This window comes from Frigoribacterium faeni, from assembly GCF_011761235.1.
GTDB lineage: Bacteria > Actinomycetota > Actinomycetes > Actinomycetales > Microbacteriaceae > Frigoribacterium > Frigoribacterium faeni_A.
Map to the genome: position 1 here is coordinate 644,157 of NZ_JAAOYW010000002.1, position 26,407 is coordinate 670,563.

General features: G+C 74.3%; 19 protein-coding genes. 9 read left to right on the forward strand and 10 right to left on the reverse strand.

The features are described from left to right. Window positions 1-28: 28 nt before the first annotated feature. Window positions 29-586, reverse strand: a complete 558-nt coding sequence (locus tag FHR78_RS09575) for an NUDIX hydrolase family protein (RefSeq protein WP_166760267.1) — start codon at window positions 584-586, stop codon at window positions 29-31. A gap of 100 nt (window positions 587-686) precedes the next feature. Between FHR78_RS09575 and FHR78_RS09580 the strand changes: the two genes are divergently transcribed. Both FHR78_RS09580 and FHR78_RS09585 read left to right on the forward strand, forming a co-directional pair. Next, entirely contained in the window at window positions 687-1,388 is a 702-nt protein-coding gene (locus FHR78_RS09580) for an alpha/beta hydrolase (protein ID WP_166760268.1), read from the forward strand. Window positions 1,389-1,460: 72 nt separating this feature from the next. Continuing rightward, a complete protein-coding gene (locus tag FHR78_RS09585; protein WP_166760269.1) occupies window positions 1,461-2,141 on the forward strand; it encodes an SIMPL domain-containing protein in 681 nt (226 codons plus the stop codon). A gap of 165 nt (window positions 2,142-2,306) precedes the next feature. On the opposite strand, the gene FHR78_RS09590 is transcribed toward FHR78_RS09585, so the two are convergent. Further along, on the reverse strand, window positions 2,307-3,422 hold the full coding sequence (locus tag FHR78_RS09590; RefSeq protein ID WP_208393049.1) for a GNAT family N-acetyltransferase: 1,116 nt from the start codon (window positions 3,420-3,422) through the stop codon (window positions 2,307-2,309). Window positions 3,423-3,599: 177 nt separating this feature from the next. Between FHR78_RS09590 and FHR78_RS09595 the strand changes: the two genes are divergently transcribed. Together FHR78_RS09595 and FHR78_RS09600 are read left to right on the forward strand one after the other, a co-directional pair. Next, window positions 3,600-4,052 carry a DUF1810 domain-containing protein gene (locus FHR78_RS09595; protein ID WP_166760270.1) on the forward strand — a complete coding sequence of 151 codons (453 nt, stop codon included), beginning with the start codon at window positions 3,600-3,602 and terminating at the stop codon, window positions 4,050-4,052. Window positions 4,053-4,391: 339 nt separating this feature from the next. Then, window positions 4,392-5,243 (forward strand): NAD-dependent epimerase/dehydratase family protein, encoded by an 852-nt coding sequence (locus FHR78_RS09600; protein WP_166760271.1) that lies wholly within the window; start codon window positions 4,392-4,394, stop codon window positions 5,241-5,243. Between the two features lie 403 nt (window positions 5,244-5,646). Here FHR78_RS09600 and FHR78_RS09605 read toward each other — a convergent pair whose 3' ends face one another. From FHR78_RS09605 to FHR78_RS09615, 3 genes are all read right to left on the reverse strand, one after another. Next, complete coding sequence (locus FHR78_RS09605; protein ID WP_166760272.1) at window positions 5,647-6,540, reverse strand: SDR family oxidoreductase; 894 nt, start codon at window positions 6,538-6,540, stop codon at window positions 5,647-5,649. Between the two features lie 90 nt (window positions 6,541-6,630). Next, the gene (locus FHR78_RS09610) at window positions 6,631-7,611 is read right to left on the reverse strand and encodes an aldo/keto reductase (protein WP_166760273.1); all 981 of its coding nucleotides are present in this window, start codon (window positions 7,609-7,611) and stop codon (window positions 6,631-6,633) included. A 92-nt stretch (window positions 7,612-7,703) separates the two neighbouring features. Beyond that, window positions 7,704-8,015 carry a hypothetical protein gene (locus FHR78_RS09615; protein ID WP_166760274.1) on the reverse strand — a complete coding sequence of 104 codons (312 nt, stop codon included), beginning with the start codon at window positions 8,013-8,015 and terminating at the stop codon, window positions 7,704-7,706. 62 nt (window positions 8,016-8,077) lie between these two features. Between FHR78_RS09615 and FHR78_RS09620 the strand changes: the two genes are divergently transcribed. From FHR78_RS09620 to FHR78_RS09630, 3 genes are all read left to right on the forward strand, one after another. Next, window positions 8,078-13,042 carry an Lhr family ATP-dependent helicase gene (locus FHR78_RS09620; protein WP_166760275.1) on the forward strand — a complete coding sequence of 1,655 codons (4,965 nt, stop codon included), beginning with the start codon at window positions 8,078-8,080 and terminating at the stop codon, window positions 13,040-13,042. Window positions 13,043-13,295: 253 nt separating this feature from the next. Further along, on the forward strand, window positions 13,296-14,072 hold the full coding sequence (locus tag FHR78_RS09625; RefSeq protein ID WP_166760276.1) for an Fpg/Nei family DNA glycosylase: 777 nt from the start codon (window positions 13,296-13,298) through the stop codon (window positions 14,070-14,072). A 315-nt stretch (window positions 14,073-14,387) separates the two neighbouring features. Beyond that, window positions 14,388-15,044, forward strand: a complete 657-nt coding sequence (locus FHR78_RS09630; protein WP_166760277.1) for a peroxiredoxin-like family protein — start codon at window positions 14,388-14,390, stop codon at window positions 15,042-15,044. Window positions 15,045-15,193: 149 nt separating this feature from the next. Here the strand turns inward: FHR78_RS09630 and FHR78_RS09635 are convergent, their stop codons facing one another. After that, entirely contained in the window at window positions 15,194-16,726 is a 1,533-nt protein-coding gene (locus FHR78_RS09635) for an APC family permease (RefSeq protein ID WP_166760278.1), read from the reverse strand. A 214-nt stretch (window positions 16,727-16,940) separates the two neighbouring features. On the opposite strand from FHR78_RS09635, the gene FHR78_RS15650 reads away from it, so the two are divergent. Continuing rightward, window positions 16,941-18,827 (forward strand): PQQ-binding-like beta-propeller repeat protein, encoded by a 1,887-nt coding sequence (locus FHR78_RS15650; RefSeq protein ID WP_166760279.1) that lies wholly within the window; start codon window positions 16,941-16,943, stop codon window positions 18,825-18,827. Between the two features lie 186 nt (window positions 18,828-19,013). Here the strand turns inward: FHR78_RS15650 and FHR78_RS09645 are convergent, their stop codons facing one another. Then, the gene (locus FHR78_RS09645; RefSeq protein ID WP_166760280.1) at window positions 19,014-19,292 is read right to left on the reverse strand and encodes a hypothetical protein; all 279 of its coding nucleotides are present in this window, start codon (window positions 19,290-19,292) and stop codon (window positions 19,014-19,016) included. 69 nt (window positions 19,293-19,361) lie between these two features. Between FHR78_RS09645 and FHR78_RS09650 the strand changes: the two genes are divergently transcribed. Then, window positions 19,362-20,984, forward strand: coding sequence for a PQQ-like beta-propeller repeat protein (locus FHR78_RS09650; protein WP_166760281.1), 1,623 nt, complete (start codon window positions 19,362-19,364; stop codon window positions 20,982-20,984). A gap of 15 nt (window positions 20,985-20,999) precedes the next feature. On the opposite strand, the gene FHR78_RS09655 is transcribed toward FHR78_RS09650, so the two are convergent. From FHR78_RS09655 to FHR78_RS09665, 3 genes are all read right to left on the reverse strand, one after another. Further along, the gene (locus tag FHR78_RS09655) at window positions 21,000-23,093 is read right to left on the reverse strand and encodes a glycosyl hydrolase (RefSeq protein WP_166760282.1); all 2,094 of its coding nucleotides are present in this window, start codon (window positions 23,091-23,093) and stop codon (window positions 21,000-21,002) included. 182 nt (window positions 23,094-23,275) lie between these two features. Further along, window positions 23,276-24,007 (reverse strand): HlyD family efflux transporter periplasmic adaptor subunit, encoded by a 732-nt coding sequence (locus tag FHR78_RS09660; protein ID WP_166760283.1) that lies wholly within the window; start codon window positions 24,005-24,007, stop codon window positions 23,276-23,278. Continuing rightward, on the reverse strand, window positions 24,004-26,166 hold the full coding sequence (locus FHR78_RS09665; RefSeq protein ID WP_243862276.1) for a glycosyltransferase family 2 protein: 2,163 nt from the start codon (window positions 26,164-26,166) through the stop codon (window positions 24,004-24,006). Before FHR78_RS09665 ends, FHR78_RS09660 begins: the two co-directional genes overlap by 4 nt. Window positions 26,167-26,407 lie beyond the last annotated feature (241 nt).

Sequence of the window (26,407 nt, forward strand, 5' to 3'; positions counted from 1 at the left end):
CGCAGCGGGCGCGCCAGCGCAGCGCGCCCTAGTGCAGCGCGCCCACCGACGCGAGCGCGCTCCGCAGCAGCGCCCCGCGCCCGCCCTCCATCTCGCCGGCGACGTCGTCGGACGCGGCCTGGTGCGGCGTCAGCCAGGTGAGCTCGAGGGCGTCCTGTCGCGGGTCGCAGGTGCCGGTGACGGGCACGACGTAGGCGAGCGACACGGCGTGCTGGCGGGCGTCGGTGTAGACCGACGACCCGGGCAGCGGGAAGTACTCGGCGACCTGGAACGGCACCGGCGACGGCGGCAGCTGCGGGAACGCCATCGGCCCGAGGTCCTTCTCGAGGTGGCGGAACAGCGCGGTCCGCAGGCTCTCGCCGTACATCACGCGGCCCGAGACGAGCATGCGCGAGATCGACCCCTCCTCGGAGGCGCGCAGCAGCACCCCGACCTCGGTCACGACGCCCATGCCGTCGGTCCGCACCGGCACCGCCTCGACGTAGAGGATCGGCATGCGCTGGCGCACCGTGAACAGCTCTTCCTCCGACAACCAGCCGGGGTTGGGGTCGCCGGGCGTGGGGTCGGGGGTCTGCACGGAGCTCATGGGCCCTGTCTACCAACCCTTCGTCACGGTCGGGTGACGAAACGCGCTCCGGGCCCCGAGGAGGCGCGCGTCCGGAGGGGCCGTCTGGCAGGGTCGACGCATGGTCACCATCGATCCCGCCCTCGTCCGCTGGTCCGTCGACGAGGGCGAGCGCGCCGGTCGACCCCTCGTCGTCCTGCTGCACGGGGTCGGCTCGCACGAGGGCGACCTGATCGGCCTCGCCCCCTACCTGCCGCAGACCGTGGTGCTCGCGTCGCTGCGGGCTCCGCTGCCGCACGGCGACGGGTTCTCCTGGTACCCCCTGAGCACGCCCGGCGCCCCCGCGTCGGGTGCCGTCGACGACGCCGCGGAGGCGGTGCTCGCCTGGCTCGACGGGCTCGGCGACGCGCACCCCTCGGTCGGCCTGCTGGGCTTCTCGCAGGGCGGCTCGCTCTCGCTGCAGCTGCTGCGCCACGCGCCCCGCCGCTTCGACTTCGCCGCCGTGCTGGCCGGCTTCGTCGTGCCGACCGCGCCCGACGCCGCCCCCGACGTCGCCGCCGCGGCCACGGCCCGCGACGAGGCCCTGGCCGAGGTCCGGCCGCCCGTGTTCTACGGCCGCGGCGACGTCGACTCCGTCATCCCCGTCGACGCGGTCGAGCGCACCTCCTCCTGGCTCGACGACCACGCCGACGCCGAGCAGACCGTCTACCCGGGGCTCGCCCACGGCGTCTCGCAGGAGGAGCTCGTCGACCTCGTCGCCTTCATGTCGCGGGTGGCGAACCCGGTGGTGCTCGACGAGGCGGACGAGGCGCCCGTAGCCTGAGGCCCCGGGGCAGGGGTCGCCGAGGAGGCGCCTCCCGCCGCCGCAGACAGCTCGCCCACCCGAGGAGGCACCGTGACCGTGCTCGCCGTCACCGGATCCGTCGTGCACCGCCACCGCGCCGAGCGGGGCGTCGTGCACCTCTCGCTCGTCACGGAGGGCACCGACCGCGACGCCGTGGTCGCCGAGACGGAGGCGCTGCACGCCCGCGTCTCCGACCAGGCGACCGGGCACCGCCGCCAGGGCGCCGCGACCTGGTGGAGCGCGCAGGACGTGACGGCGGGGCCCGTCGCCGAGCCGGTCCGCTGGGACGCGGACGGCGCCTCCTCGGCTCCCGACCCCGACCGGCCGCAGCGGTTCCGCGCCCGCTCGGCCGTCGTCGTGCGGTTCGCCGACTTCGGGGCGCTGTCGACCTGGGTGTCGGAGCTGGCCCGGGTCGAGGGCGTGTCGGTCGACGCGCTCGAGTGGTCGCTGAGCCACGACTCGCGGCTCGAGGCGGAGCGCGCGGCCCGGGTCGCCGCCGTCGCGGACGCCGTGACGCGGGCTGAGGACTACGCCGAGGCGCTCGGCCTGCCCCAGCCCGTGCTCGTGGCGATGTTCGAGCCCGGGCTGCGGCCCGGCTCCGGAGGCGGAGCGCAGACGTTCGGCCTCGCCCGGGCGGCGATGTCCGCGTCGTCGGGAGGCGACGGCGGCTTCGACCTGGCCCCCGCCGACATCGAGGTGCGGGCCGAGATCAGCGCCGACTTCACGGCGTAGCCCCCGACTGCCTCCCCGCCCCCGTCCTGCCTCCGCCTCGGCCTCTGCCTCTCCTCATTCAGGAACAGGCGTCCTGATCCCTGCGGGCGCGCCCGCGATCGTCCTGGACGGTGCACGACGCAGGAGGCGGCGGTCCCGCGATCCTGAACGCTGTGGCAGGTGCCCTCACACCTTCTTGCTCCACGCCCCCTCGTGCTCGAAGGGGACGAAGCCCACGGCCTCGTTGACGTCGAGCATCGGCCGGTTCTCCTCGGCGTTGTAGGTGAAGACCGCGGGGTGGCCCGGCCGCTCGGCCTGGAGCAGGTCGGTGGTCGCGACCTTGAGCGCCCAGCCGAGTCGGTGCCCGCGGTGCTCGCGGAGCACGAGGGTGTCGTGCTGGAACGCCGGCCGCGACCGGTCGACCGGGGCCTCGAGCTGGCTGAACCCCGCGAGCCGGCCCGACGCGACGTGCTCGGCGACGGCGGTGAAGCGCGTGCGCGGACCGGCGAGCGCCCGCTCCTCGGTGTCGCGGAACCGCTCGGCGGTCCAGACGTCCTCGGGCTCGTCGAGGCCGCCGGCGGGCGCGTCGGTGCTCATCCGGGTCTCGAGCGCGGCGAGGTCGTCGATCCAGCGCTCGGGCGAGCGACCGACCCAGGTGTGCAGGCGGTAGGCGTCGCCGGCAGCCGACCGGGCGCGCTCGCGGATCGCGCCCAGCGCCTCCTCGTCCGGGGGCAGGGCGAGCCGGCTGCACCGGACGACCTGGCCGAGCTCCCAGCCGCGACCGAGCAAGAACCGGACCTCGCCGTTCCCGCGCGGCACCGACCCGACGCCGGTGGGCGGCACGAGGCGCGGCGCGCCGTCGCCGCGGGAGCGCACGTACGCGATCACCTGCGTCCGCCCCTCGGAGCGGGCGAGCTGCTCGAGGTGGTCGGCGAGCAGGGTGCCGTGTCCGCGGCGGCGTGCCTCCGGCAGCACGGACAGGTCGAGCCAGGCGGTCGACGCGGCGTCGCCCTCGCGCCGGGTCTCGTACCAGCCGACGGCGACGAGGCGGCCCTGCTCGCGGACGCCGAACAGGCGGTGGTCGCTGTGGACGTCGTCGAGCAGGTGCGGCAGCTGCTCGTCGGGCAGCCAGGCCAGCTCGTCCGAGCCGATCGCGGAGGCGCGCACGGCGTTCTCGAGGTCGACTGCGGCCACGTAGTCGGCGGCGTCGGGCGCGTCGACGGACGCGGGGACGGGGATCTGCTCGACGACCGGGGTCGGCGAGGAGTCGGGGTCGGGGCCGGGCTCGGCGGAGGGGGTCATGACGGTCTCTCGGGCCGCAGGGGCGTGCGGCGGGGACGCGCCGCCCGGGAGGGCAGCCGACCAGGCTAGCCGGTGCGGAGGGGGCGGCGCCAGTGCGGGGCGACACGACGCGAGCCGAGGAGGCGGTGGTCCCTCCACGCCGGACGCTCGCCCCCCGAGGGGGCGTAGACCGGGAGCATGACCGACGACGACCTGCTCTCCCGCCACGACCTCGACCGCTTCGTCGACGCCCAGGAGGCGGACGGCACGTACGACCACGCGCTGCGGGAGCTGCGCGCCGGCCGCAAGCGCACCCACTGGATGTGGTTCGTGTTCCCGCAGGTGGCCGGCCTGGGCACCAGCGAGACCTCCCGCCGGTACGCCCTCGAGACGGTGGGCGCCGCCCGGGCGTTCCTCGCGCACCCGGTGCTCGGCCCGCGCCTCCTCGACTGCGTCGACGCCCTGCTCGACCTGCCGGACGGGGACGACGCCCCCACCGCGGCGGACGTGCTCGGCGACGTCGACGCGATGAAGCTGCACTCGTCGCTGACGCTGTTCGCCCAGGCCGACCCCTCGGAGCAGCGGTTCGCGCGCGGGCTCGAGCGGTACTTCCGCGGGACGCTCGACCCGGCCACGCTCGAGCGCCTCTGACCTCGCGGGTCGGCCCGGCCCGGCCCGGCCCGCCTGCCCATGCCGACGGTTCGGCGGTCGCTTGAGCGGCAAATGCCGACTGATCGGGCTCCGTCTGCACTGTAAGACCCGGAAGAACCCGTATTGCAGGCTCACCGGTCGGCATTTGCGGCACGGGGCGGGCGGCGCGGGGCGGGGGCGCGGGGCGGGGGGCGCGGGGCGGGGGCGGGGGGCGCGGGGCGGGGGCGGGGGGCGCGGGGCGGGGGCGGGGGGCGCGGGGCGGGGGCGGGGAGCGCGGGGCGGGGGGAAGGCGGGCGCACCGCCCAGGCCGGGCCGCGCCTCCGTGGGTACGCTCGCCCGATGAGCATCGTCATCGCCGGCTGCGGCGACCTCGGCACCGAGACCGGTCTGCGGTTCGCCGCCGAGGGGCACCGGGTCGTGGGCCTGCGACGCCGCCCCGAGGTGCTGCCCGACGCGATCGAGGGCCGGGCCGTCGACCTCCGCACCGAGGTGCCGGTCATCGACGACGACGCGACGGTCGTCGTGGTCGCCCTGGCGGCGGGCAGCCGTGACCCGGCCGAGTACCGGGCGACGTACGTCGACGGGCTGGCCCGGGTGCTCGACGGGATCGAGCGCTCGGGGGCCGACCCGCGCCTCCTCGTGGTGTCGTCGACCGCGGTCTACGACGTCGACGACGGCGGGGTCGTCACCGAGGAGACCCCCGCGACCGGAGGCACCCCCACCGCCGCCGTGCTCGTCGAGGCCGAGGCGCTGCTGCGCGAGCGGGCGCCGCACGCGACCCTCGTGCGCCTCTCGGGCATCTACGGGCCGGGGCGCGAACGGCTGATCGAGCAGGTGCGCGGCGGGTCGGCGACGCTCGCCGAGGCGCCGGACGGGTCGCCGCACACGAACCGGATCCACCGTGACGACGCCGCCGCCGCGCTCGTCCACCTCGCCGGGCTGGCCATGGTGGGGCCCGTCTACCTCGGCACCGACGACGAGCCCGCGCGGCTCGACGACGTGCTGCTGTTCCTGGCCGACGAGCTGGGCGTGCCGGCTCCGCGACGGGCGCCCGCGTCGGGACGCCAGGCCGGCGGGGACAAGCGGCTGTCGAACGCGCTGCTGCGGGCCACGGGGTTCACGCCGAGGTACCCGACGTTCCGCGAGGGGTACCGCGCGGTGCTCGCGGGCGAGGGCGTGCGCTGGGCGTAGGGCTGGCCGGGGTCGGCGCGAGTGCGGCCCCGCACGCGCTCATCTCTCCTGCTCGGGGGCACCCCCTTCCGAATTTGAGAGCGATCGGGGCCTGGACGGGCGAACTCAGGCCTTGTTGCCGCTCTCCACGCGCGAATGTCTCTCAAATTCGTACGACTGTGGGCAGGGCGTCGACCCCCGTCGCTCCTGCCGCGACTCCGCACGAGAAATTTGAGAGCGATCTACGGCCGGACGACGAGCCGAGGCCGCTGCGCCGCCCTCCGCGCACGGATCTCTCTCAAATTCGGGCGACCCTGGCCGCGGCGCCGAGATCCGTCGCCGCCGACGCGGCACCGCACCGCAGACGGCGGACGGCCCGCCCCGCAGCAGCGGGACGGGCCGTCAGGACCGCAGGAGGCGCGGGTCAGTGGATCGGCGTGCCGCCGGTGACCGCGATGGTCTCGCCGCTGATGTAGCTCGACTCCTGGCTCGCGAGGAACACGAACGACGGGGCCAGCTCGACGGGCTGTCCGGGACGGCCGTAGGCGGCCTCCGAGCCGAAGGTCTCGATCTTCTCGTTCGGCACGAACGCGGGCTGCAGCGGGGTCCAGACGGGACCGGGGGCGACGCCGTTGACGCGGATGCCCTTCTCGGCGAGCTGCTGGGCCATGGCGCGGGTCCAGTTGGCGATGCCGGCCTTCGAGACGGCGTACTCGGCGAGCGAGGGCGACGGCTGGAAGCCCTGGATCGACGAGCAGGTGAGGATCGACGCACCCGGCTTGAGGTGCGGCGACGCCGCCTTCGTCAGCCAGAACAGCGGGTAGATGTTCGCCTTGAGCACGTGGTCGAGGGTCTTCGTCTCGAAGTCGTCGATGCTGTCGACGGTGGGCATGACGCCGGCGATGATCGCCAGGATGTCGAGGCCGCCGAGCTCGGCGACGGTCTTCTCGACGACGTCGACGTTCGTCTGCTCGTCCTGCAGGTCGCCGGGCAGCAGCACGGCGGTGCGGCCGGCCTCGCGGACGAGCGCGGCGACCTCTTCGGCCTGGGCCTGCTCCTCGGGGAGGTAGCTCAGGGCGACGTCGGCGCCTTCACGGGCGTAGGCGATAGCGGTGGCGCGGCCGATGCCGCTGTCGGCGCCGGTCACGAGGGCCTTGCGGCCGGCCAGGCGGCCGCTGCCGACGTAGCTGGTCTCGCCGTGGTCGGGCTCGGGCTTCATCGCGTGGACGTCGCCGGGGGCGCTCTGCTGCTGCGCCTCGAACGGCGGCTGCGGGTACTGCTCGATGGGGTTCTGGGGGGTGTACATGTTGTCGGCCATGACCCCGGTCTACGCCGGGGCCGCTGCCCGCCTGGTCAGGCAGCTGTACCCCGGCCGCCCCCGCCGGGGCGGTGACTCACCAGCGGGGACTCACCAGCGGGGGTGCACCGACTCGCGGAAGAACTCGTCGTAGATGCGGACGACCTCGGAGTCGAGCCCCTCGTCGAGGACGACGTCGCCGGCCGCCGCGTTGCCCCTGGCCTGCTCGACGTTGCGGGCCCCGGGGATGACCGTGCTGACGCCCGGCTGGTCGAGGATCCACGCGAGGGCCGCCTGCGGCACGGTGACGCCGTCGGGCACGGCCGCCGCGAACTCCTGAGCGGCACGGACGCCCTGCTCGAAGTCGACGCCGCTGAACGTCTCGCCCTGGTCGAAGGCCTCGCCGTGGCGGTTGAAGCTGCGGTGGTCGTTCTCGGCGAAGGTCGTGTCGGCCGTGTACTTGCCCGAGAGCAGGCCGCTCGCGAGCGGCACCCGCGCGATGATGCCGACCCCGGCCCGCTGCGCCGCGGGGAGGACCTCGTCGAGCGGCTTGAGGCGGAACGCGTTGAGGATGATCTGGACGGTCGCGACGCCGGGGCGGGCGATCGCGGTCAGCGCCTGCTGCGCCTCCTCGACGGACACCCCGTACGAGGCGATCGCGCCGTTCTGCACGAGCTCGTCGAGGGCGTCGTAGACGGCGTCGTCGTCGTAGACGGCCGAGGGCGGGCAGTGCAGCTGCACCAGGTCGAGCGTCTCGACCCCGAGGTTGCGCCGCGAGCGGTCGGTCCAGGCGATGAAGTTCTCGCGGACGTAGTTGCTCGGCACCTGCTCGAGACGGCGGCCCATCTTGGTCGCGACCGTGAGCGGCACGTCGGGGTTCGCGGTGCGGAACGTGCTGATGATCTGCTCGCTGCGGCCGTCGCCGTAGACGTCGGCGGTGTCGAAGAACGTCACGCCCGCCTCGACGGAGGCGCCGAGCACGTCGAGCGCGTCGCTCTCGCTGACGTCGCCCCAGTCGGCACCGAGCTGCCAGGTGCCGAGGCCGATGACGGAGACTTCGCGGCCGGTGCGGCCCAGGGTACGACTCTGCATGCTGCGAGCCTAGGCGCTGCCTCCGACATCGGGTCGGGCCGAGGAGGCGGCGGCCGCGTCGCGAGGACGGCACCGGCCCCGAGGAGGCGGCGTCAGCGTCGCGAGGACAGCGACCGGCGGGCGACGCTGCGGACGAGCGCGTACGCGACCGCGACGAGGACGAAGGCGGCCAGGAGCAGCAGTCCGCCCACGCCGGGGCTGCCCTTGGCGAGCGTCACGACGCCGACGACGGCGACGAGCGCCGAGAGGTAGCCGAGCACGCGGGCCGCGACCACCTGTGCGCGGCGGCCGAGGCGACCGGCGCGGCCGGGACGCCCGGCGTCGGGCGCGACGCGGACCTCGCGGGCACGGCCCGCGGCGGGCTGGTCCGCGGCGGGCTGGTCCGGTCGCGGCGGGGTCGGCATCCGCCCACCGTAGCGGCGGCCCCGGCGCGATGTCGGTGGTCCGGAGCAGGATGGTCCTCACGATGACCGACATCCTCGAGCGCTTCTCCCCCGCGACCCGCGAGTGGTTCCGCGGTGCGTTCGCGGCGCCCACGCTCGCGCAGCAGGGCGCGTGGCAGGCGATCAGCGAGGGCGACGACGCCCTCGTCATCGCCCCGACGGGCTCGGGCAAGACGCTCGCCTCGTTCCTCTGGTCGATCGACACGCTCGCGAGCGGCCCGCCGCCCGAGGTGAAAGAACACCGCACCCGCGTCCTCTACATCTCGCCGCTGAAGGCGCTCGGCGTCGATGTCGAGCGCAACCTCCGCTCGCCCCTGGTCGGCATCACGCAGACCGCCCGCCGGCTCGGCATCGACGCGCCCGAGCTCACGGTGGGCGTGCGGTCGGGCGACACCTCGTCCGGCGACCGCCGCCTCCTGCAGCGCACCCCGCCCGACATCCTCATCACGACGCCCGAGTCGCTCTATCTGATGCTCACGTCGGCGGCGCGCGAGAACCTCAAGGGCGTGCACACGGTCATCGTCGACGAGGTGCACGCGGTCGCCGCCACGAAGCGCGGCGCCCACCTCGCGCTCTCGCTCGAGCGCCTCGACGCCCTGCTCGAGAAGCCGGCGCAGCGCATCGGGTTGTCGGCCACCGTGCGTCCGCCGACCGAGGTGGCGCGGTTCCTCTCAGGCCGCAAGCCCGTGACGATCGTCAACCCGCGCTCCGAGAAGACGTTCGACCTGCGGGTCGTCGTGCCCGTCGACGACATGACCGAGCTGGGCACCGCCGCCCCGCTCGAGGGCTCGGCCGCGGGCAGCGCCCCGCAGGGGTCGATCTGGCCGCACGTCGAAGAGGGCATCGTCGACCTCATCCTCGACCACCGGTCGACCATCGTCTTCTCGAACTCCCGTCGCCTGGCCGAGCGCCTGACGGCCCGGCTCAACGACATCTACCTCGAGCGCACGGGCGCCGACGCCGAGACCCGGGCCGCCGCGCTGCAGGCCGCCGACGAGGCGCGGGGCGAGCTGGTGCCCGCCGGCGCCGTCCCCGAGGGCGCGGCCGACGCCTCCGACGCGTCGTCCGTGGTCGACCCGTTCGCGCCCGCCGCTCCGTCGTCGGCGCCCCGCAACCCCATGGTGGGAGGCGGCGCCCCGGCCCAGCTGATCGGCGGCAGCGGGCAGACCCAGGGCAGCGAGCCCCTGCTCGCCCGGGCCCACCACGGCTCGGTCTCGAAAGACCAGCGCGCCATCATCGAGGACGACCTGAAGAGCGGGCGCCTGCGCTGCGTCGTCGCGACGAGCTCGCTCGAGCTCGGCATCGACATGGGCGCGGTCGACCTCGTCGTGCAGGTCGAGTCGCCTCCCTCGGTCGCGAGCGGCCTGCAGCGCGTCGGCCGCGCCGGGCACCAGGTGGGCGAGATCAGCCGGGGCGTCATGTTCCCGAAGCACCGCGCCGACCTCATCCACTCGGCCGTCGCGGCCGAGCGCATGGTGGCGGGCCTGATCGAAGAGCTGCGCGTGCCGACGAACCCGCTCGACGTGCTCGCCCAGCAGACCGTCGCCGCCGTCGCCCTCGACGAGGTCGACGCCGACGAGTGGTTCGAGACCGTGCGCCGCAGCGCCCCGTTCGCGAGCCTGCCGCGGTCGGCCTACGACGCGACGCTCGACCTCCTCAGCGGCAAGTACCCCTCCGACGAGTTCGCCGAGCTGAGGCCGCGCATCGTCTGGGACCGCGTGCACGGCACGCTCAGCGGTCGACCCGGCGCCCAGCGGCTCGCGGTCACCAGCGGCGGCACCATCCCCGACCGCGGCCTCTTCGGCGTGTTCATGGTCGGCGAGAAGGCCGCCCGCGTGGGCGAGCTCGACGAAGAGATGGTCTACGAGTCACGGGTCGGCGACGTCTTCGCGCTCGGCGCCACGAGCTGGCGCATCGAGGACATCACGCACGACCGCGTGCTCGTCTCGCCGGCCTACGGGCAGCCGGGCCGCGTCCCGTTCTGGAAGGGCGACGGCATCGGCCGGCCCGCCGAGCTGGGTCGGGCCATCGGCGGCTACATCCGCGAGCTGGCCAGCTCGTCGACCGACGACGCGACCGAACGGGTCACGCAGGGCGGGCTCGACGAGCGCGCCGCCCGCAACCTGCTCGCCTTCGTCACCGAGCAGCGCGAGGCCACGGGCCACGTCCCGTCCGACACCACCCTCGTGGTCGAGCGATTCCGCGACGAGCTGGGCGACTGGCGACTGATCCTGCACTCGCCCTACGGCATGCAGGTGCACGCCCCGTGGGCCCTGGCGATCTCCGCCCGCATCCGCGACCAGCTCGGGGTCGACGGCGGGGCGATGGCCGCCGACGACGGCATCGTCGTGCGCATCCCCGACACCGACGCCGAGCCGCCCGGGTCCGAGCTGTTCCTCTTCGAGGGCGACGACCTCGACGCGATCGTGACCGAGGAGGTCGGGGGCTCCGCCCTCTTCTCGTCGCGGTTCCGCGAGTGCGCCGCCCGTGCGCTCCTCCTGCCCCGGTACAACCCCGGGCGCCGGTCGCCGCTGTGGCAGCAGCGACAGCGCGCCTCGCAGCTGCTCGACGTCGCCCGCAAGTACCCGCAGTTCCCGATCGTGCTCGAGGCGGTCCGCGAGGTCCTGCAGGACGTGTACGACCTGCCCGCTCTGATGAGCCTCACCCGCGAGCTCGAGACGCGTGCCGTGCGCGTCGTCGAGGTCGAGACCGAGGTGCCCTCGCCCTTCGCCCGTTCGCTGCTCTTCGGCTACGTCGCGGCCTTCATGTACGAGGGCGACTCGCCCCTCGCCGAGCGCCGGGCCGCCGCCCTGTCGCTCGACTCGACGCTGCTGCAGGAGCTGCTCGGCCGGGCCGAGCTGCGCGAGCTGCTCGACGCCGACGTCATCGACCAGCACGAGCTCGAGCTGCAGCGCCTCGCCCCCGACCGCCGCGCCCGCGACATCGAGGGCGTCGTCGACCTGCTGCGCCTGCTGGGGCCGCTGACGACGTCCGAGATCGTCGAGCGCAGCTGGCTGGCGACGGCTGTCGACGCCGACGGCCCGGAGGCAGCCGAGGCAGCGCAGGCGGCCGAGGCTGCCCCGGCGGCCGAGGGCCGCGCGAAGCTGGAGGCGGCGCTGGCCGACCTGGTCCGGTCGAACCGGGTGCTCCGCTTCACCCACGGCGGCACCGAGCGCTGGGCCGGCATCGAAGACGCGTCGCGCCTGCGCGACGCCCTCGGCGTCGCCTTGCCGATCGGGGTCCCGACGGCGTTCGTCGAGCCGGTCGACGACCCGCTCGGCGACCTCGTCGGCCGTTTCGCGCGCACCCACGCCCCGTTCACCCCGCAGATGGTCGCCGACCGGCTCGGCCTGGGCACGGCCGTGGTGCTCGACACCCTGCGCAAGCTCGGGGTGCAGCGCCGCGTCGTCGAGGGCGAGTTCCGTCCGTCGCAGCAGGGCAGCGAGTGGTGCGACTCCGAGGTGCTCAAGCGCCTGCGCAGCCGGTCGCTCGCCGCGCTCCGGCACGAGGTCGAGCCTGTCGCGCCCGACACGCTCGGCCGGTTCCTGCCGGCCTGGCAGCACGTCGCCACCGGCACGAAGGGCTCCGGCCTGCGAGGCCTCGACGGCGTCGTGCAGGTGGTCGACCAGCTCAGCGGCGTCGCCCTGCCCGCCTCCGCGTGGGAGACCCTGATCCTGCCCTCCCGCGTCACCGACTACGGTCCCGGCATGCTCGACGAGCTGACGGCGACCGGCGAGGTCATCTGGTCCGGCTCCGGCAGCCTCGCCGGCAACGACGGGTGGGTCAGCCTGCACCTCGCCGACGGCGCGCAGGTGACGCTGCCCGAGCCGCTCGGCACCGACACCGACGAGCTGCAGCGCGAGGTGCTCGGCGCGCTGGCCGGCGGCGGCGCCTACTTCTTCCGGCAGCTGTCCGACGCGGTCGGCAGCACCGACGACTCCGCGCTGGTCACCGCCATCTGGGACCTCGTCTGGGCCGGGCAGATCACCAACGACACGTTCGCGCCGCTCCGCACCCAGGTCAGCGGCAAGGCGTCCCGACCGCGCACGCCGACCCGCTCGCGGTCGTCGTACCGCAGCCGCGGACGCGTCACCATGCCGCGACAGGCAGGTCCGCCGACCGTGGGCGGGCGCTGGTCGCTGCTGCCCCTCTCCGAGCCCGACGCCACGGTGCGCGCGGCGGCGCAGGCCGAGATCCTGCTCGAGCGGCATGGCGTCGTGACCCGCGGCGCCGTCGCGAACGAGGGCGTGCGCGGCGGTTTCTCGACGGTCTACAAGGTGCTCAGCGGCTTCGAGGAGACGGGCCGCGCTCGACGCGGCTACTTCGTCGAGGGGCTCGGTGCGGCCCAGTTCGCGACGGGGCCGACGGTCGACCGCCTGAGGTCGTTCGTCCGCGACGAGACCGACCGACGCGACGACGACGCCCTCGCGGCCGCCGGGCGCGGCCGTGAGATCCCGGTCGTCACCCTCGCCGCCACGGATCCTGCGAACCCGTACGGAGCGGCGCTGCCCTGGCCCGGCCAGCCCGCCGTCGCGGGCGACGACGCCGCCGGCGGCGCGGCCGGCGGTGCGGTCACGGGCACGGCTGGGAGCGACGGGGCCGGCACGAGCGCCGCGGCTGCCGGTGCGGGCGCAGCCGGCAGCGTGCGCGCTGCGACCGGCGGCACGTCCCCGACCGCGGCCGGCAGCACCTCGAAGAAGACCGGCCACCGACCCGGGCGCAAGGCAGGCTCCCTGGTGGTCCTCGTCGACGGGCGCCTCACCGTCTACGTCGAGCGCGGCGGCAAGACGCTGCTCACGTTCGGCGACCCCGACGACCGTGAGCTCGCGCTGGCCGCGGGCTCACTGGCGGCCGTCGTCCGGACGCGTCTCGGCAAGCTCGCGGTCGAGCGCGTCGACGGCGAGTTCGTGCTCGGCACCCGTCTCGGCGACGCCCTGCGCGACGCGGGCTTCGCCCCCACCCCGAGCGGGATCCGCTTGAGGTCGTAGCCCCGAGGCGAGGGCCCAGGCGAGCGCGCCGCCCCGGCCGGTGCCGCCCGCCCCGTCCGCCGCCCCGACGTGCCGCACCGCACCGGCGCCCACAGCCCCGCACCGCAGTCACGACCGCGACCGCGACTCCATCCGCCCCGCACTGACACCGACACAGCAGCCGCACCGCACCGCACCGCACCGCACCGCACCGCACCGCACCGACGACACCGCACCCGCACCGCACCCGCACCGACCAGGAGGAGCCCCCACCGTGCCCGAGGGAGACACCGTCTACCGCTCCGCCAAGAACCTCGACGCCGTGCTGCACGGGCAGGTGCTGACGGCCACCGACTTCCGCGTCCCGGCGTTCGCCACGGTCGACCTCAGCGGCGAGGTGGTCGACGACGTGATCGCACGCGGCAAGCACCTCCTGCACCACATCGGCGACCACACCCTGCACACGCACCTCAAGATGGAGGGCTCGTGGCACGTCTACAAGCACGGCACGAAGTGGCGACGTCCGGCCTACCAGGCACGCGTCGTGCTCGAGACCGAGGAGTGGGTCACCGTCGGCTTCGACCTCGGCATCGTGGAGCTCGTCGCCCGCGACCCCGACGACAGCGTCACCGCCTACCTCGGGCCCGACCTGCTCGGCCCCGACTGGGACGCCGACCTCGCCCTGCGCAACCTCGAGGCCGATCCCGCCCGCGAGGTCGGGCTGGCGCTGCTCGACCAGCGCGTGCTCGCCGGGCTCGGCAACGTCTACCGGGCGGAGGTGTGCTTCCTCCGCGGGGTGCTGCCGACCCGTCCCGTCGGCGAGGTCGAGAACCGGCCGAAGATGATCGACCTCGCCCACCGGCTCATCGTCGCGAACAAGGACAGGATCGAGCGCACGACGACCGGCAACCTCCGCGGCACCACGGACTGGGTCTACGGCCGGGCGGGCAAGCCGTGCCTGCGGTGCGGCACCAAGATCGTCCGGGGCGAGCTGGGCGAGTCGGAGCTCGAGCTGCGCGACACCTACTGGTGCCCCCACTGCCAGAGCTGACCCAGCCCCGCGCCCTCCCTGCTCTCCTCGTTCAGGAACGTGCATCCTGATCCGCGCCACGGGGAGATCGCGGGTCCTGAACGGTGCACGACTCAGGACTCGACGACGGCGGAGTCCTGCATCGTGCCGGGCCCGGGCACACGGACGGGAGCCGGCCACGAGGCCGAGGCGGGCGGTCTGCGCACGCGACCCGCGCCTCCTCGGCTCTCGATCGTGACGAACGATGACGTGCACGGGGAACTCCCCGAGGAGGTGCCCCTACAGTCGCACGCACCCGGCCCGCACCCGACGCGCGGCCCCACCCAGGAGCACGCCATGTCGACGTCCATCGCCTCGCAGGTCACCACGTTCAACGAGGGGTTCACGGCCCAGATCGGTCCCGAGCTCAGTGCCGTCTTCGACGCCGAGCAGCGGGGCCTCCGCGACGCGGGCGTGCCCGACGACGCGGTCGCGGTCGGCGACCAGCTCGTCGACGCCACGCTGCTCGCTCCGTCGGGCGACGAGGTCTCGCTCGCCGAGACCATCGGCGAGTCGGCGGCCGTGCTCGTCTTCTACCGCGGCGCCTGGTGCCCCTACTGCAACCTCACGCTGAAGACCTATCAGCAGGAGCTGCTGCCCGTGCTGCGCGAGCGCGGCGTCTCGCTCGTCGCCGTCAGCCCCCAGACCCCCGAGGGCAGCGACCTCGCCACGAGCAACGGCGAGCTGGAGTTCCCGGTGCTGTCCGACCCGGGCAACGTGCTGAGCCGCGCGCTCGGCATCGTCACCGAGCCGACCGCCGAGGCGCGGGCGGCGCACACCCAGCTCGGCTTCGACGTCGCCGACAGCAACGCGGACTCGACGGGCGACATCCCGTTCCCGACCGTGCTCGTCGTCGACCGGGACGGGCGCGTCGTGTTCGCCGACGTCCACGTCGACTACACGACCCGCACCGAGGTCGCCGAGGTCGTCGCCGCGCTCGACCAGCTGAGCTGACGCCCGGCGCGGGCGCGCCCGACCTGCACGCAGCCGGCCGCACGCCAGGCGACGAAGAACCCCGTTCGTAACTGCGGGGGGTCACGGGCACGGGCGGCGGCGACGAGCCACACGGGCAGCGAGCGCGAGCGCCACCCACGCAGCGCCGCCTACGGCCGGGGCGCCTCCTGCAGCGCGGCGGCCTGCTCCTGCCCGACGCGCGAGTGCCGTCGTCCGTACGCGAAGTACACGACCACGCCGATCACGAGCCACACGGCGAACCGCACCCACGTGAGCGTCGTCAGGTTGAGCATCAGCCAGACGCACAGCGCCGCCGAGAGGATCGGCAGCACCGGCACGAACGGCACCCGGAACGCCCGCGGCAGGTCCGACCGGGTGCGACGCAGCACGATCACGCCGATGCTCACGAGCACGAAGGCCGAGAGGGTTCCGATGTTGATCATCTCCTCGAGCACGCCGACGTCGGTGAGCCCGGCGATGAGCGCGACGACGACGCCGGCGAGCACCTGCACGCGCACGGGCGTGCCGCGCTTCGCGGAGGTCTTCGAGAGCCCGCGCGGCAGCAGCCCGTCGCGGCTCATCGAGAAGACGATGCGGGCGAGCCCGAGCAGCAGCACCATGATCACGGTCGTGAGCCCGACGAGCGCCCCGACGGCGATGACCTTCGCGGCCCAGTCGACGCCGACGAGCTCGAAGGCGGTCGCGAGGTTCGGCGTCTCGCTGGCGGCCAGGTCGCGGTACGACACCATGCCGGTCAGCACCACGGCGACGAGCACGTAGAGCAGCGTCACGATGCCCAGCCCGAGGAAGATGCCGCGCGGCATGGTCTTCTGCGGGTCCTTGACCTCTTCGGCGCTGGTCGCGACGATGTCGAACCCGATGAAGGCGAAGAACACCAAGGAGGCGCCCGCCAACAACCCGAAGACGCCGTACTGGGCCGGGGCGGCACCGCTGAGGAACGAGAACAGCGACTGCGTCCAGGCGTCGGTCGAGCCCTCGCCGGTGCGCGGCTGCGACGCCGGAACGAAGGGGCTGTAGTTCGAGGCCTTCACGAAGAAGAACCCGACGACGATGACGAACAGCACGATCGCGACCTTGATCACGGTGAAGACGCTGCCGACGCGCGAGCTCAGCTGCGTGCCGAGCACGAGCAGCACCGTGAAGACGGCGACGATGAGGAACGGCCCCCAGCTCAGCTCGACCGGTCCGAGCGAGAGGGTGTCGGGCAGCGGCACCCCGAACTGCTCGAACACGGTGCTGAGGTAGATGCCCCAGTACTTGGCGAGCACGGCCGCGCCGGTGAGGGTCTCGAGGATGAGGTCCCACCCGATGATCCAGGCGAGGAACTCGCCCATCGTCGCGTAGGTGAACGTGTACGCGCTGCCCGCGACGGGGATCGTCGAGGCGAACTCGGCGTAGCACATGATGGCGAGGCCGCAGGTGACGGCCGCCAGGATGAACGAGATGATGACGCCGGGCCCGGCGAAGTTCGCGGCGGCGTTCGCGCCGACCGAGAAGATGCCGGCACCGACCGCGACGGCGATGCCCATCAGGGTCAGGTCGGTGACGCCGAGCGAGCGCTTGAGCTTGCTCTCGCCCTCGAGCGAGTCCTGGATCGACGACTCGACGGACTTGGTGCGCAGCAGCCCGCGACGGGTGCTCGGCGGCGGGGTGGTCGCCATGGTGACTCCTCGGGTGGCGGTCGCGGCCCCCGGCCGGGGGCGACGCGCCAGCATACTGCGATGCCTGCACCCCGTGCACCTGTGCCCGGGAGGGCCGCGACGGGGCACGAAGGAGGCGCGGGCCGGCCCAGGAGGCTCGCACCCACGAGCGATCGAGGCCGCGAAGGAGGCGCGGGCCGGCCCGCGTCGACCGGTCCCGACCTAGCATGGCGGGGTGCGGGACGACGACGAGCAGCCCTGGCGCCCGGCGGCTCCCGCCCGGGCCCCGGCCGTGTGGGAGGGGGCGTCCGCGCCGAGCGCGGCCGGCCCCGGCCGCGACCCCGGCACGGGTGCAGGCACGTCGGGCGCAGGCCCGGGCGCAGGCGCAGGCACGGCAGGCGCGGACACGACGCATGCCGGCGGCTCCGCCCTGGCAGACGACGCGGGCACCTCGACACGGGAGGGGCGGCACCCGCCGACCCGCGCCTCCTCGGCTCTCCGTCGCGCGGCGCAGGTCGTCGCGGACCGCTGGCGGCCGCTGCCCCCGGCCCGACGCGTGGGGGTCGTCCTCGGCGCGGTCGTCGTCGCGGCGGGCCTCGTCGCGGTCGGCGGGGTCGCGACCGGCCCGGCCTACGCCCCGGTGGCCCGGCCGTCGTTCGAGGTCGACGACCTGCGGACCACCCCGACCAGCACGGCGTGGAGCACCGACCTGCGCGCGCTCCTCGCCCCGGATGCCCAGGCCGACTGCGTCGGGTACGACGGGAGCGTCCGGGTCGGCGACGACGACGTGCTCGTCGCGACGTCGGCCCAGGGGTACGAGCCCTACTCCGGCTGCGAGGACGCCCCCGGGCAGCTCGCCCGTCTGGACGTCCGCACGGGCGAGGTGCGCTGGGCGACCGACGTGGCGGAGGCCGTCGGCGTCGACGCCGTCGGCCTGCAGGTGACCGTCGACGAGGCAGGCGAGGAGGCGCTCGTCGCCGTGCAGTCCGTGGTCGGCTCGAGCCTCGCCCGCGTCGACACCTCCACGGGCGAGGTGCTCGAGGTGCTGGCCGGCGCCGCCGACGCGCGCGGTGGCGCCGACGCGCGCGGCGGTCAGGCCCTCGTCGTCCAGGTCGAGGGCCTGAGCGGCGCAGCCGTGGTCGTGTCCCGCCGGCTCGTCGACCTGTCCGGCGACGCCTCCGTCGAGTCGTCCGTCGCGGACGGCCGAGCCCGCCTCGAGCTCTACCGGGCCGACGACCTGTCGACGCCGACCTGGACGAGCGCCACCGGCGACGAGAGCAGCCCGATGCTCGTGGGCCACCAGCTCGTCGTCGACGGCGACGGCGTGATGGGCAGCACCAGGGGCGGCACCGAGGGCGGGCTGCAGCTCGTCGACGCCCGGACCGGCCGGACGCGGCCGCTGCCGGGCGACCTGCGGACGGTCGAGTCGTGGGCGGAGTCGCTCGGCGGCTCGGTGGTCAGCGGCCGCGCGGACGGCGACGGCGACGGCCCCGGCGAGGGCAGCTCCGTGGTCTCCCTCGACGGCGACGGCCAGCTGCGCTGGAGCGCCCAGCTGCCCACCGCGAGCTACCCCGCCGTGACCGACGCGTGCATCTCGATCACGGCACAGGACGGCGACGTCACCTGCCTCGACCCGCGCACCGGCGACGAGCGCTGGACCCGTTCCACCGGCGACTCCGGGCGCGACGACGTGCAGGCCGAGCAGGTGCAGGCCTTCTTCGGGACGGCGACCGACGACGTGCTCACCTCCCTCGTCGCCCCCGACGCCCTCGCCGAGGCCGCCGCCGGCGGCGGGCGCGACGGCCCGCGGGGGTCCGGGGAGGGCAAGACCGTCCTCGCCCTCGACGCACGCACCGGGGACGTGCGGTGGTCGACGGAGCTGCCCGTCGCCTCCTACGTGATCGCCACCTCGCGGACGACCGGCTACGCGTCCACCTTCTTCAGCAGCGACCGCGACAGCCCGACGCTCATCGCCTTCGACCTCGCCGACGGCCGGGTGCTGTGGTCGACGCAGGTCGCGACGAGCGCGTTCGCGTCGGCGTTCTGGGGCCCGACGCTGGTGCAGGTCGACCCCGACGGGGTCGTGCACGGGCTCGCGACGGGCGTCGAGCTCGCCGGCTGACCCCGGCCCCGCCCCGAGCCGAAGGACTTGAACTGACCAGTCGACGTCAGGGCAGGAGGGTGGGGAACGAGGAGGTGCCCCACGAGTGGTCGGGAACGGTCCACCACCGGGCCCCCGACGACCGGAACTGACCAGTCGGCATCCGGAGGGAGGGGAAGAAGAGGGACCGGGCCGAGGAGGTGCCCCTCAGCCCCCGCGGACGAGCAGCGGGAAGACGAACACCGCGAAGAGGAAGAACGCGGCCGTCACCGCGAAGACGACGTAGGTGCCTCGACCGACCGGGTCCTGCCCGGCGGCCTCGCGGCGCCGCATGACCCGACGCCGGTACAGGACCTGCATCACGATGAGGACGACCGCCGCGACGGCGAGGATCGAGATGACCAGGGCTTCGATGACGGCGTCCTTCCGGGGCGACGGGCCGGGCCAGCCTACCGGCGACGGCCTGGCAGGAGGCGGGGCAGGCACCGCCGTCGCAGCGGGGCCGGAGGCGCCGCCCGTACCATCGACGGACGCACGCGGAGGGGGACGAGCACCGTGACCGACGACGACGGCACCGACCCCGGGCGCGCCCGGCCGGGGCGACGAGGAGGCGGCCTGCAGGCCCGCTGGCACCGCGCCTCCTCGGCTCGGCGGCTGGGCACCGTCGCCGCGGCCGGCCTCGTCGCGGCCGCGCTGGTCGTGGCTGCAGGGCTGGCCTCGCAGCCGGTCTACCCGGGGGGCTCCCCCGCGGACGGGCTCGTCGTCGACGAGCTGCGGAACCTGCCCGAGGCCGCGGGCTGGCGCATCGAGCCGGCCGACCTCGGGATCGCCGGGGCCAGGCCCGGCTGCGTCGACCTGCGGGTGCTCGCGTCCGTGGCGGACGACGTCCTCGTCGCCGCGACGACGCCGGCCGGGACCGCCGCGACGAGCTGCGCCGACCCGGACGCCCAGCCCGACCCGGACGCGAGCGGCGACCGGCTCGTCCGGGTCGATCCCCGCTCGGGCACGGTGCGGTGGAGCATCCCGACCTCCGACGTGAGCGACGTCGTCTCGTCGGCCGGACTCGGCGCGTGGGTCGCCGACGACGGGTCGACGGCCGTCGTCGGGGTCCGCGGAGGCGTCGACGACGGCTCGGACAGCGCGACGGTCGCCCGGGTCGACCTCGAGACCGGCGTGGTGGCCGAGCGGCGCACGCTGGCCGACGGCCCGGTCGTCGTGCTCGACGCCGACGACCGGCAGGTGCTCGTCGAGACCCGCACGGGCGGCGGCGGCGACCGGGGTCAGAGCTTCGTCGACGGCCCGTCCCGGGCGCAGGTCACGACGCTGGCGCGCGACGACCTGTCGCGGGCGACCTGGCAGACCGACCTCGGGGTCGACGGGCAGGCCGCCCTCGTCGGCGACCGGGTGCTCGTCGTGCTCGACGGCATCGTCACGCTGTTCGACCCGCCGGCCCGGAGCGTGCTGCAGTGGGTCGTGCCGCTGAGCCGCGACGCCGTCCCGACGGTCGACGGCGACCTCGTCCTCGTCGAGCTGCAGGACGACGGCCGGGCCGACACCCCCACCGAGACCGCCGCGTTCCGGCTCGCCGGCGGCGAGGCGTGGCGCCGGGCGAACGAGGGCGGCAGCCCGCCGGTGGTGTCGGGCGGGTGCGTCCTGTTCTGGGAGCGCGCCTCCTCGACCTGCGTCGACCGCGAGACGGGCGCCGACCGCTGGACGGTGACGAACGACCCCGACCTCGGCGGCATCCCGCTCACCGGGCCGAGCACGGCGGGGCAGGGCGACGACGTCGTGCTGCTGCGCACCCCGATCCCCCGCCCGGGCGCCCGCGGCTCGGGGCGGGTCGGCTCAGACACGGCCGCCGACGAGCGGGCGCTGCTCGTGCTCGACGCCCTCACCGGCAGCGAGCGGGCACGGGTGTGGGCTCCCGTCGAGGCGTCGCCCGTGGCCGTGTCGCGCACCGTGCTCTACCTGGCGACGCCCGCCCGACACGACTCCGACGGCGACCTGGTCGCCGGGTCGGTCGTCGCCCACGACCTCGCCGACGGACGCGAGCTCTGGCGCCTCGCCGCGGGTGACGCCGACGTCAGCGACCTGCAGTTCTGGGGCGGCACCCTGGTCGCCGTCGGCGACGACGGCGCCGTCACGCAGCTCGTCGACCGCACGCGCGTCGTCGACTGACCCGCGCCCGGCGCCCTACCCCCGAGCCCCCGCCGCCAGGATCCACGCCATCGCGTACGACCGCGAGTTGCCGTCGTCGATGCCGGTGTCGGGCAGCGCGGCGAGCGTGTCCAGCGCGTCGGCGGCCGCGTCCGCCCCGGCCAGCGCCGAGTACATCAGCACGTAGTCGGCGAGCGGCCCGTCGAAGCCGTCGGGGGCTGCCTCGGCGACGAACGCGTCGACCTGCTCCGCGCCTCCTGCGGCCTCGGCGGTCAGGTAGTCGACCGACGTCGGGCTCAGCGGGATCAGCTGGATGCCCGCGATGGCCGACGGCTCGGCCGAGAACCAGGTCGCGTAGTCGCGCTTGCCGCCCCAGTTGAGCGAGACGACGCGGTGGTCGAACGTGGCCGTGCCGTCCTTCCCCTGGAACACCGGGTCGCTCAGGTCGGGCGCGACGAAGTAGGCGAGGGCCGCCTGCGACTCGGCGCTGAGCATCCAGGCGGCCTCGGCGCCGAGCGCGTCGTCCCCCGTGGCGGACGCCCAGAGCGACAGGCCCGCGTAGGCGCCCACCGCCTCCGACGACGACTCCTGGTTGTTGCCGTCGGCGAACGGCGAGTAGCCGCTGGCCCAGCTGTGCGACCAGAACGGGTCGAAGGCGCGGCGGTCGGGGAACGAGCCGTTCTGCGAGCCCGACGCGATGTCGGCGGCCAGCAGGTCCATGACCGGCTGCCAGCCCTCGGCGAGCGAGGGGTCGTCCGCGGCCATCACGCCCGCGGCGTAGAGGAAGTAGCCGTAGTGGAAGTAGTGGTCGTTGAACTCGTCCGAGCCGAACGACGCCGCCTTGCCGACGACTCCCTTGACCGCAGGGTCGTAGACGAAGCACTCCTGCCCGCGCGACTCGCAGCCGTCGGGCTCGGTCCAGAGGTCGAGCTCGTCGACGATCCGCTCCTTCAGCTCGGCCGCGACCTGTTGGTCGTCGAGCTGCACGGCGAGCTGGTAGAGCATCGCGGCGCGGTAGAGCGCCTTGCCGCCGTAGTAGGTGTCGGCGGCGAAGGTCGGCGTGAGGCTGACGTCGATCTCGAGCTGGTCGCGGACGGAGGCGCGCTCGGCGTCGGTCAGCCCGCTCAGGTCGAGCGACGTCGACGCCGTCGTGGTGGGCGCCCCGAACGACAGGCCGGTGCCGATCGAGAGGGGCACCGTGCCGTAGACGGTCGGGTAGCCGAGGCCGGTGTCGGTGCCGCCGGCCGCGGGGCCGGAGTCGCCCTGGTGCGGCGCCGCGACGACGAGGGCGTCGCCGCCCGCGGCGGTCACGTAGCCGAGCTCGGTGGTCTGCACCTGCTGGTCGCCGCTGCCGGTGGTGCCGTACGTCGTCGTGACGCCCGTGAGCGGCGAGGCGGCCGCGTCGAGCACCTGCGTCGTCTGGTCGGCGGAGGCGCCGGCCGGCACCGACACGAGCACGACCGAGCCGCCCTCGTCGAGCGAGACCGAGGGGGCGCCCGTGTCGAGCGAGCCGCCCGTGACGACCACGCCCCACGTGGCGTCGCCGACCGTGACGGTCGCCCGGCCGTCGCCGGCGGCGCGGAGCACGCCGTCGCCGAGCACGGCGAGCGCGTCGGTCTGCGCCGACGCCGCGGTGTACGACACCGTGGGCGAGCCCTCGGCGATCGTCGTGTGGCCGAGCACGGCGTCGCCGTCGCGGTGCTCGAGGGTGACCGAGACGTCGTCGTAGCCGCTGACCACGAAGTCGCCCGAGCCGAGGTCGACCGAGACGTCGGCGAGCGCCGGGCCGACGATCGCGGTGGCCGACGGCACCGGTGCGGGCTGGCCCGCCGCGAAGCCGTCGTCGGTGGCCTGGAACGAGATCGGCAGGGGGAACACCGGCATCGGCTCGTCGCCGAAGACCAGGCCCGAGAACCAGCGGTTGGTCGGCGGCACGAGGCCGTCGGCGAGGCGCATGGTCGGCACCTCGGCGACCGACTCCTGCGGCAGCGCGGCCACGAGGGGGTCGACCTGCGAGGCGGGCAGCACGTCGCCCGAGGCGGTCGTGCGGCCCTCGGTGCTGCCGCCGTCGGGGCCGGCCGAGCCGTCGTCGCCGGTGCAGCCGGCGAGCACGAGCCCTCCGGCGGTCACGAGCGCGACGGCCGCGAGCAGCCGCCCCACGGGGCGCGAGGGGGTGCCGAGGAGGCGCGGCGCGCGTCGGGTGTCGACCCGCGCCTCCTCGGCGTGACGGGTGGTCGCGGCGTCGGTCGAGGGTCCCGAACGACCCAGCCCACGACGACGACCCGTCGTCTGTTCTCCTGCGTCGGCGATGATCAGACCCCGATCTGACGCAGGAAGTCGGTGACGGTGTCGACGGGGCCGGCGAGCACCCCGTCGTCCCGCAGGTGCAGCTTCGCCTGGATCGGCGTGCCCGGCGTGACGAGGCCGTTGTAGGCGCCCTCGACGAGCTGGTCGCTCGAGACCTGCAGCGTCGTCTCGGCGTCGCCGTCCTTGGTCTCGACGCTCACGATGCCGACCTTGCCGGCGATCGTGGTCTGGTTGGGCAGCATGAGGTCGACGGCGGCGCCCGAGTCGATGCGCTCGTAGTCACGCGGCGTCAGCACGAAGTCGGCGGCGACGAAGAGGGTGCCGGTCTTGTCGATCGTGGCGAGCGAGCCGCCCGCCTGGACGAAGCTGCCCTCCTTGAGGTCGACGTCGGCGACGGTGCCGTCGACGGCGGCCTTGAGCGTCATGGTGCCGTCCTCGGCGACCGAGTAGGTCGCGGTGTCGGCGGTCACGAGGCCGGTCTGCAGGTCCTGCAGCAGCGAGAGGCTCTGCACCTCGAAGAGCGTGTCGCCCTCCTTCACCTGGTCGCCGTTCTCGACGTACGAGCGGGTGATGGTGCCGCTGTAGTCGGTGCCGACCGAGTACTCCTGCGCCGCGATGGTGGCGCTGGTGCTGTTCACCTGCTGCTGGCGCTGCGTGAAGATCATCGTGAAGCCGGCGACGAGCACCAGCACGACGAGCATGCCGACGGTCATCTTGAGTCTGTTCATCCAGGTCATGACGTGACCCTCTCCTGCTGGTCGGCGGTGACGCCGTCGTCGGTGGTGCGGTCGTCGGCGGGCGTGGCCGCGGCCCGGCGGCCGTGGGCCAGCGCGCGGGACGCCGCGAGCTCGGCGACCCGGGACGCGTCGCGCGCGGCCTGCTCGGGGTCGTCGGTGGGGGTGCGGTCGGCGAGGCGGTGCGCGGTCGCGAGGTCCGCCTCCCTGGCCGCCGCCTGCTCGGCCTCGTCGGCCCGCTGCAGGGCGAGGATCTCCTCGCCGCTGCGCGGAGCCGGGCGCGAGACCTGGGTGCGCCGCGACGCGGGCTCCGAGCCGAGCGGGGCCGTGAGCACCACGGGGGCCTCGGCCAACTCGCCGCGCTGCTCGGCACGGGCGAAGCGCTTGAGCGTGCGGCCCTCGCGCCAGGCGGCGACGAGGAACGCCGAGAGGATGAACGTGTTGAGCAGGTTCCACACCGTCGCCAGCGTGAGCACGCCGTTGTCGGCGTCGCGGACGATCGCGACGCACGACGTGAGGGTGAGGAACAGCCAGAACAGCACCTGCGGGATGATGAAGTTGAACGGCGACGACACCGTGCCCTTGCGGCCGGTGACGCTCCACGCCTCGTCCTTGCCGCTGATGACGTTCCACAGGGCCTTGACGTAGATCGGGAACGACACGGTCGCGAGCATCAGCACCTCCCAGCGGAACGAGCCGAGCGTGTAGAACGCCAGCACGATCTGCATCAGGTAGAAGCCGGCGTAGAAGAGGAACCACTGCAGCACCGAGATGTGCAGGTTCATGGGGCGCAGGTCGAAGAAGATCTCCATCGGCGGCACCATGAGCAGCAGCAGGGGCGCGATGCCCGTCAGGTAGTTCGTCGCGGTGACGAAGTACTGCAGGCGCTGGTCCATCGTCAGGGTGCGACGCGGGCTCAGCGGGTTGTGGCGGAACAGGATCTCGAAGCCGCCGGTCGCCCAGCGCAGCTGCTGCTTGCTGTACGCCTCGATGGTCTCGGGGGCGTCGCCCACGGCGAGCGTCATCGGGATGTAGATCGACTTCCAGCCGGCCTCGTGCAGGTGCAGGCTCGTCCAGACGTCCTCCGACTTCGAGTCGGTGTCGATGCCGCCGATCTCGTCGATCGCGCTGCGCCGGAAGATCACGTTCGTGCCGACGCAGAAGGCCGCGTTGAAGCGGTTCCGGCCGGGCTGGATGAACCGGTAGAAGACCGTCTGCATGTAGCCCGCGCCGCGGCTGACGAGGCTCGTCAGGTTGCCGTAGGTCTGGGGGGTCTGCACGAAGGCGACCTTCTCGTCGACGAAGAACGGCACCGTCTCGAACAGGAAGTCCGTCTCGGGCACGAAGTCGGCGTCGAAGATGGCGAAGAAGTCGCCCTTCGCGATGGCGAGCGCGTGGTTCACGTTGCCGGCCTTCGCCCCGTTGCTGCTGAGGCGACGGATGTAGCGCGCGCCGAGCTGCGCGGCGAGGTCCCTGACCTCGTCGCTGCGGCCGTCGTCGAGCACCCAGGTGCGGTGCTCGCCCTTCAGGGCCAGCGCGGCCTGGACGGTCGTCGCGATCTTGGCGAGCTCCTCGCCGTAGACGGTGATGAACACGTCGGCGACGATCCGCTCGCCGGCGACGCGCATCGGCCACAGGTGGGGCGTGCCGCGCAGGCCGAGGCGGTCGATCTCGGCCTCGTCGTACAGGGTGTCCTGCGTCGCGTGGAAGTCGAAGTCGCGGGGGTCCTGGCCGCCCGAGAGGATCGTCCACATCGCGAAGAGCGTCTGCACGACGAGGATCGCCTCGGCGACGATGATCATCGTGTACGGCAGGATGTCGCCCCGGTTGCCCGGGTTCAGCAGGAACTGCGCGTAGAGCAGGATGCCGAGCGTGGCGATGAGCACGAGCAGCACCATGACGGGGCTGTGCGCCCGGCCGCCCTCGGGGCGGGCCGCCACGGTGACGTGGTCGGCCCGCGGTCGAGGAGCGGGCGCCGGCCTACGACGCTGACCGACCGACCCGGAGGGTGCTAGGTGCCTCAGGTCGACGGGCGTCGCGATGTCGGGCCGCTCGTCGACGACGAGGGCGGCGGTGCCGACCGCGGGGCGGTCGGCGGAGGACGACGCGGTGGCCGACCCCGTTTCCGGGGACAGCGGAGCGTCGCGCATGGTTCGGGACATGCGGGTACTTCTCTCCTGGTTCGGGGCTACGGAGAACCCGGACGGCAGAGAGGAGCGGGTGCCGCCTGCAGACGTCCGGGGAGGGCGTCGGCAGCGATGGCGACGAGGGGTGCAGTCGACGGCCTGGGTGTGAGCCGGCGACGGCGGTGGTGCGGAGGTGGGTGCCTCCGTGGCGCGTCCTGGGGGAGGACGGGCCTGTCGGGTGCGCCCGGTGGGTGGCCGGGCGGCGGGTGGTGCGGTC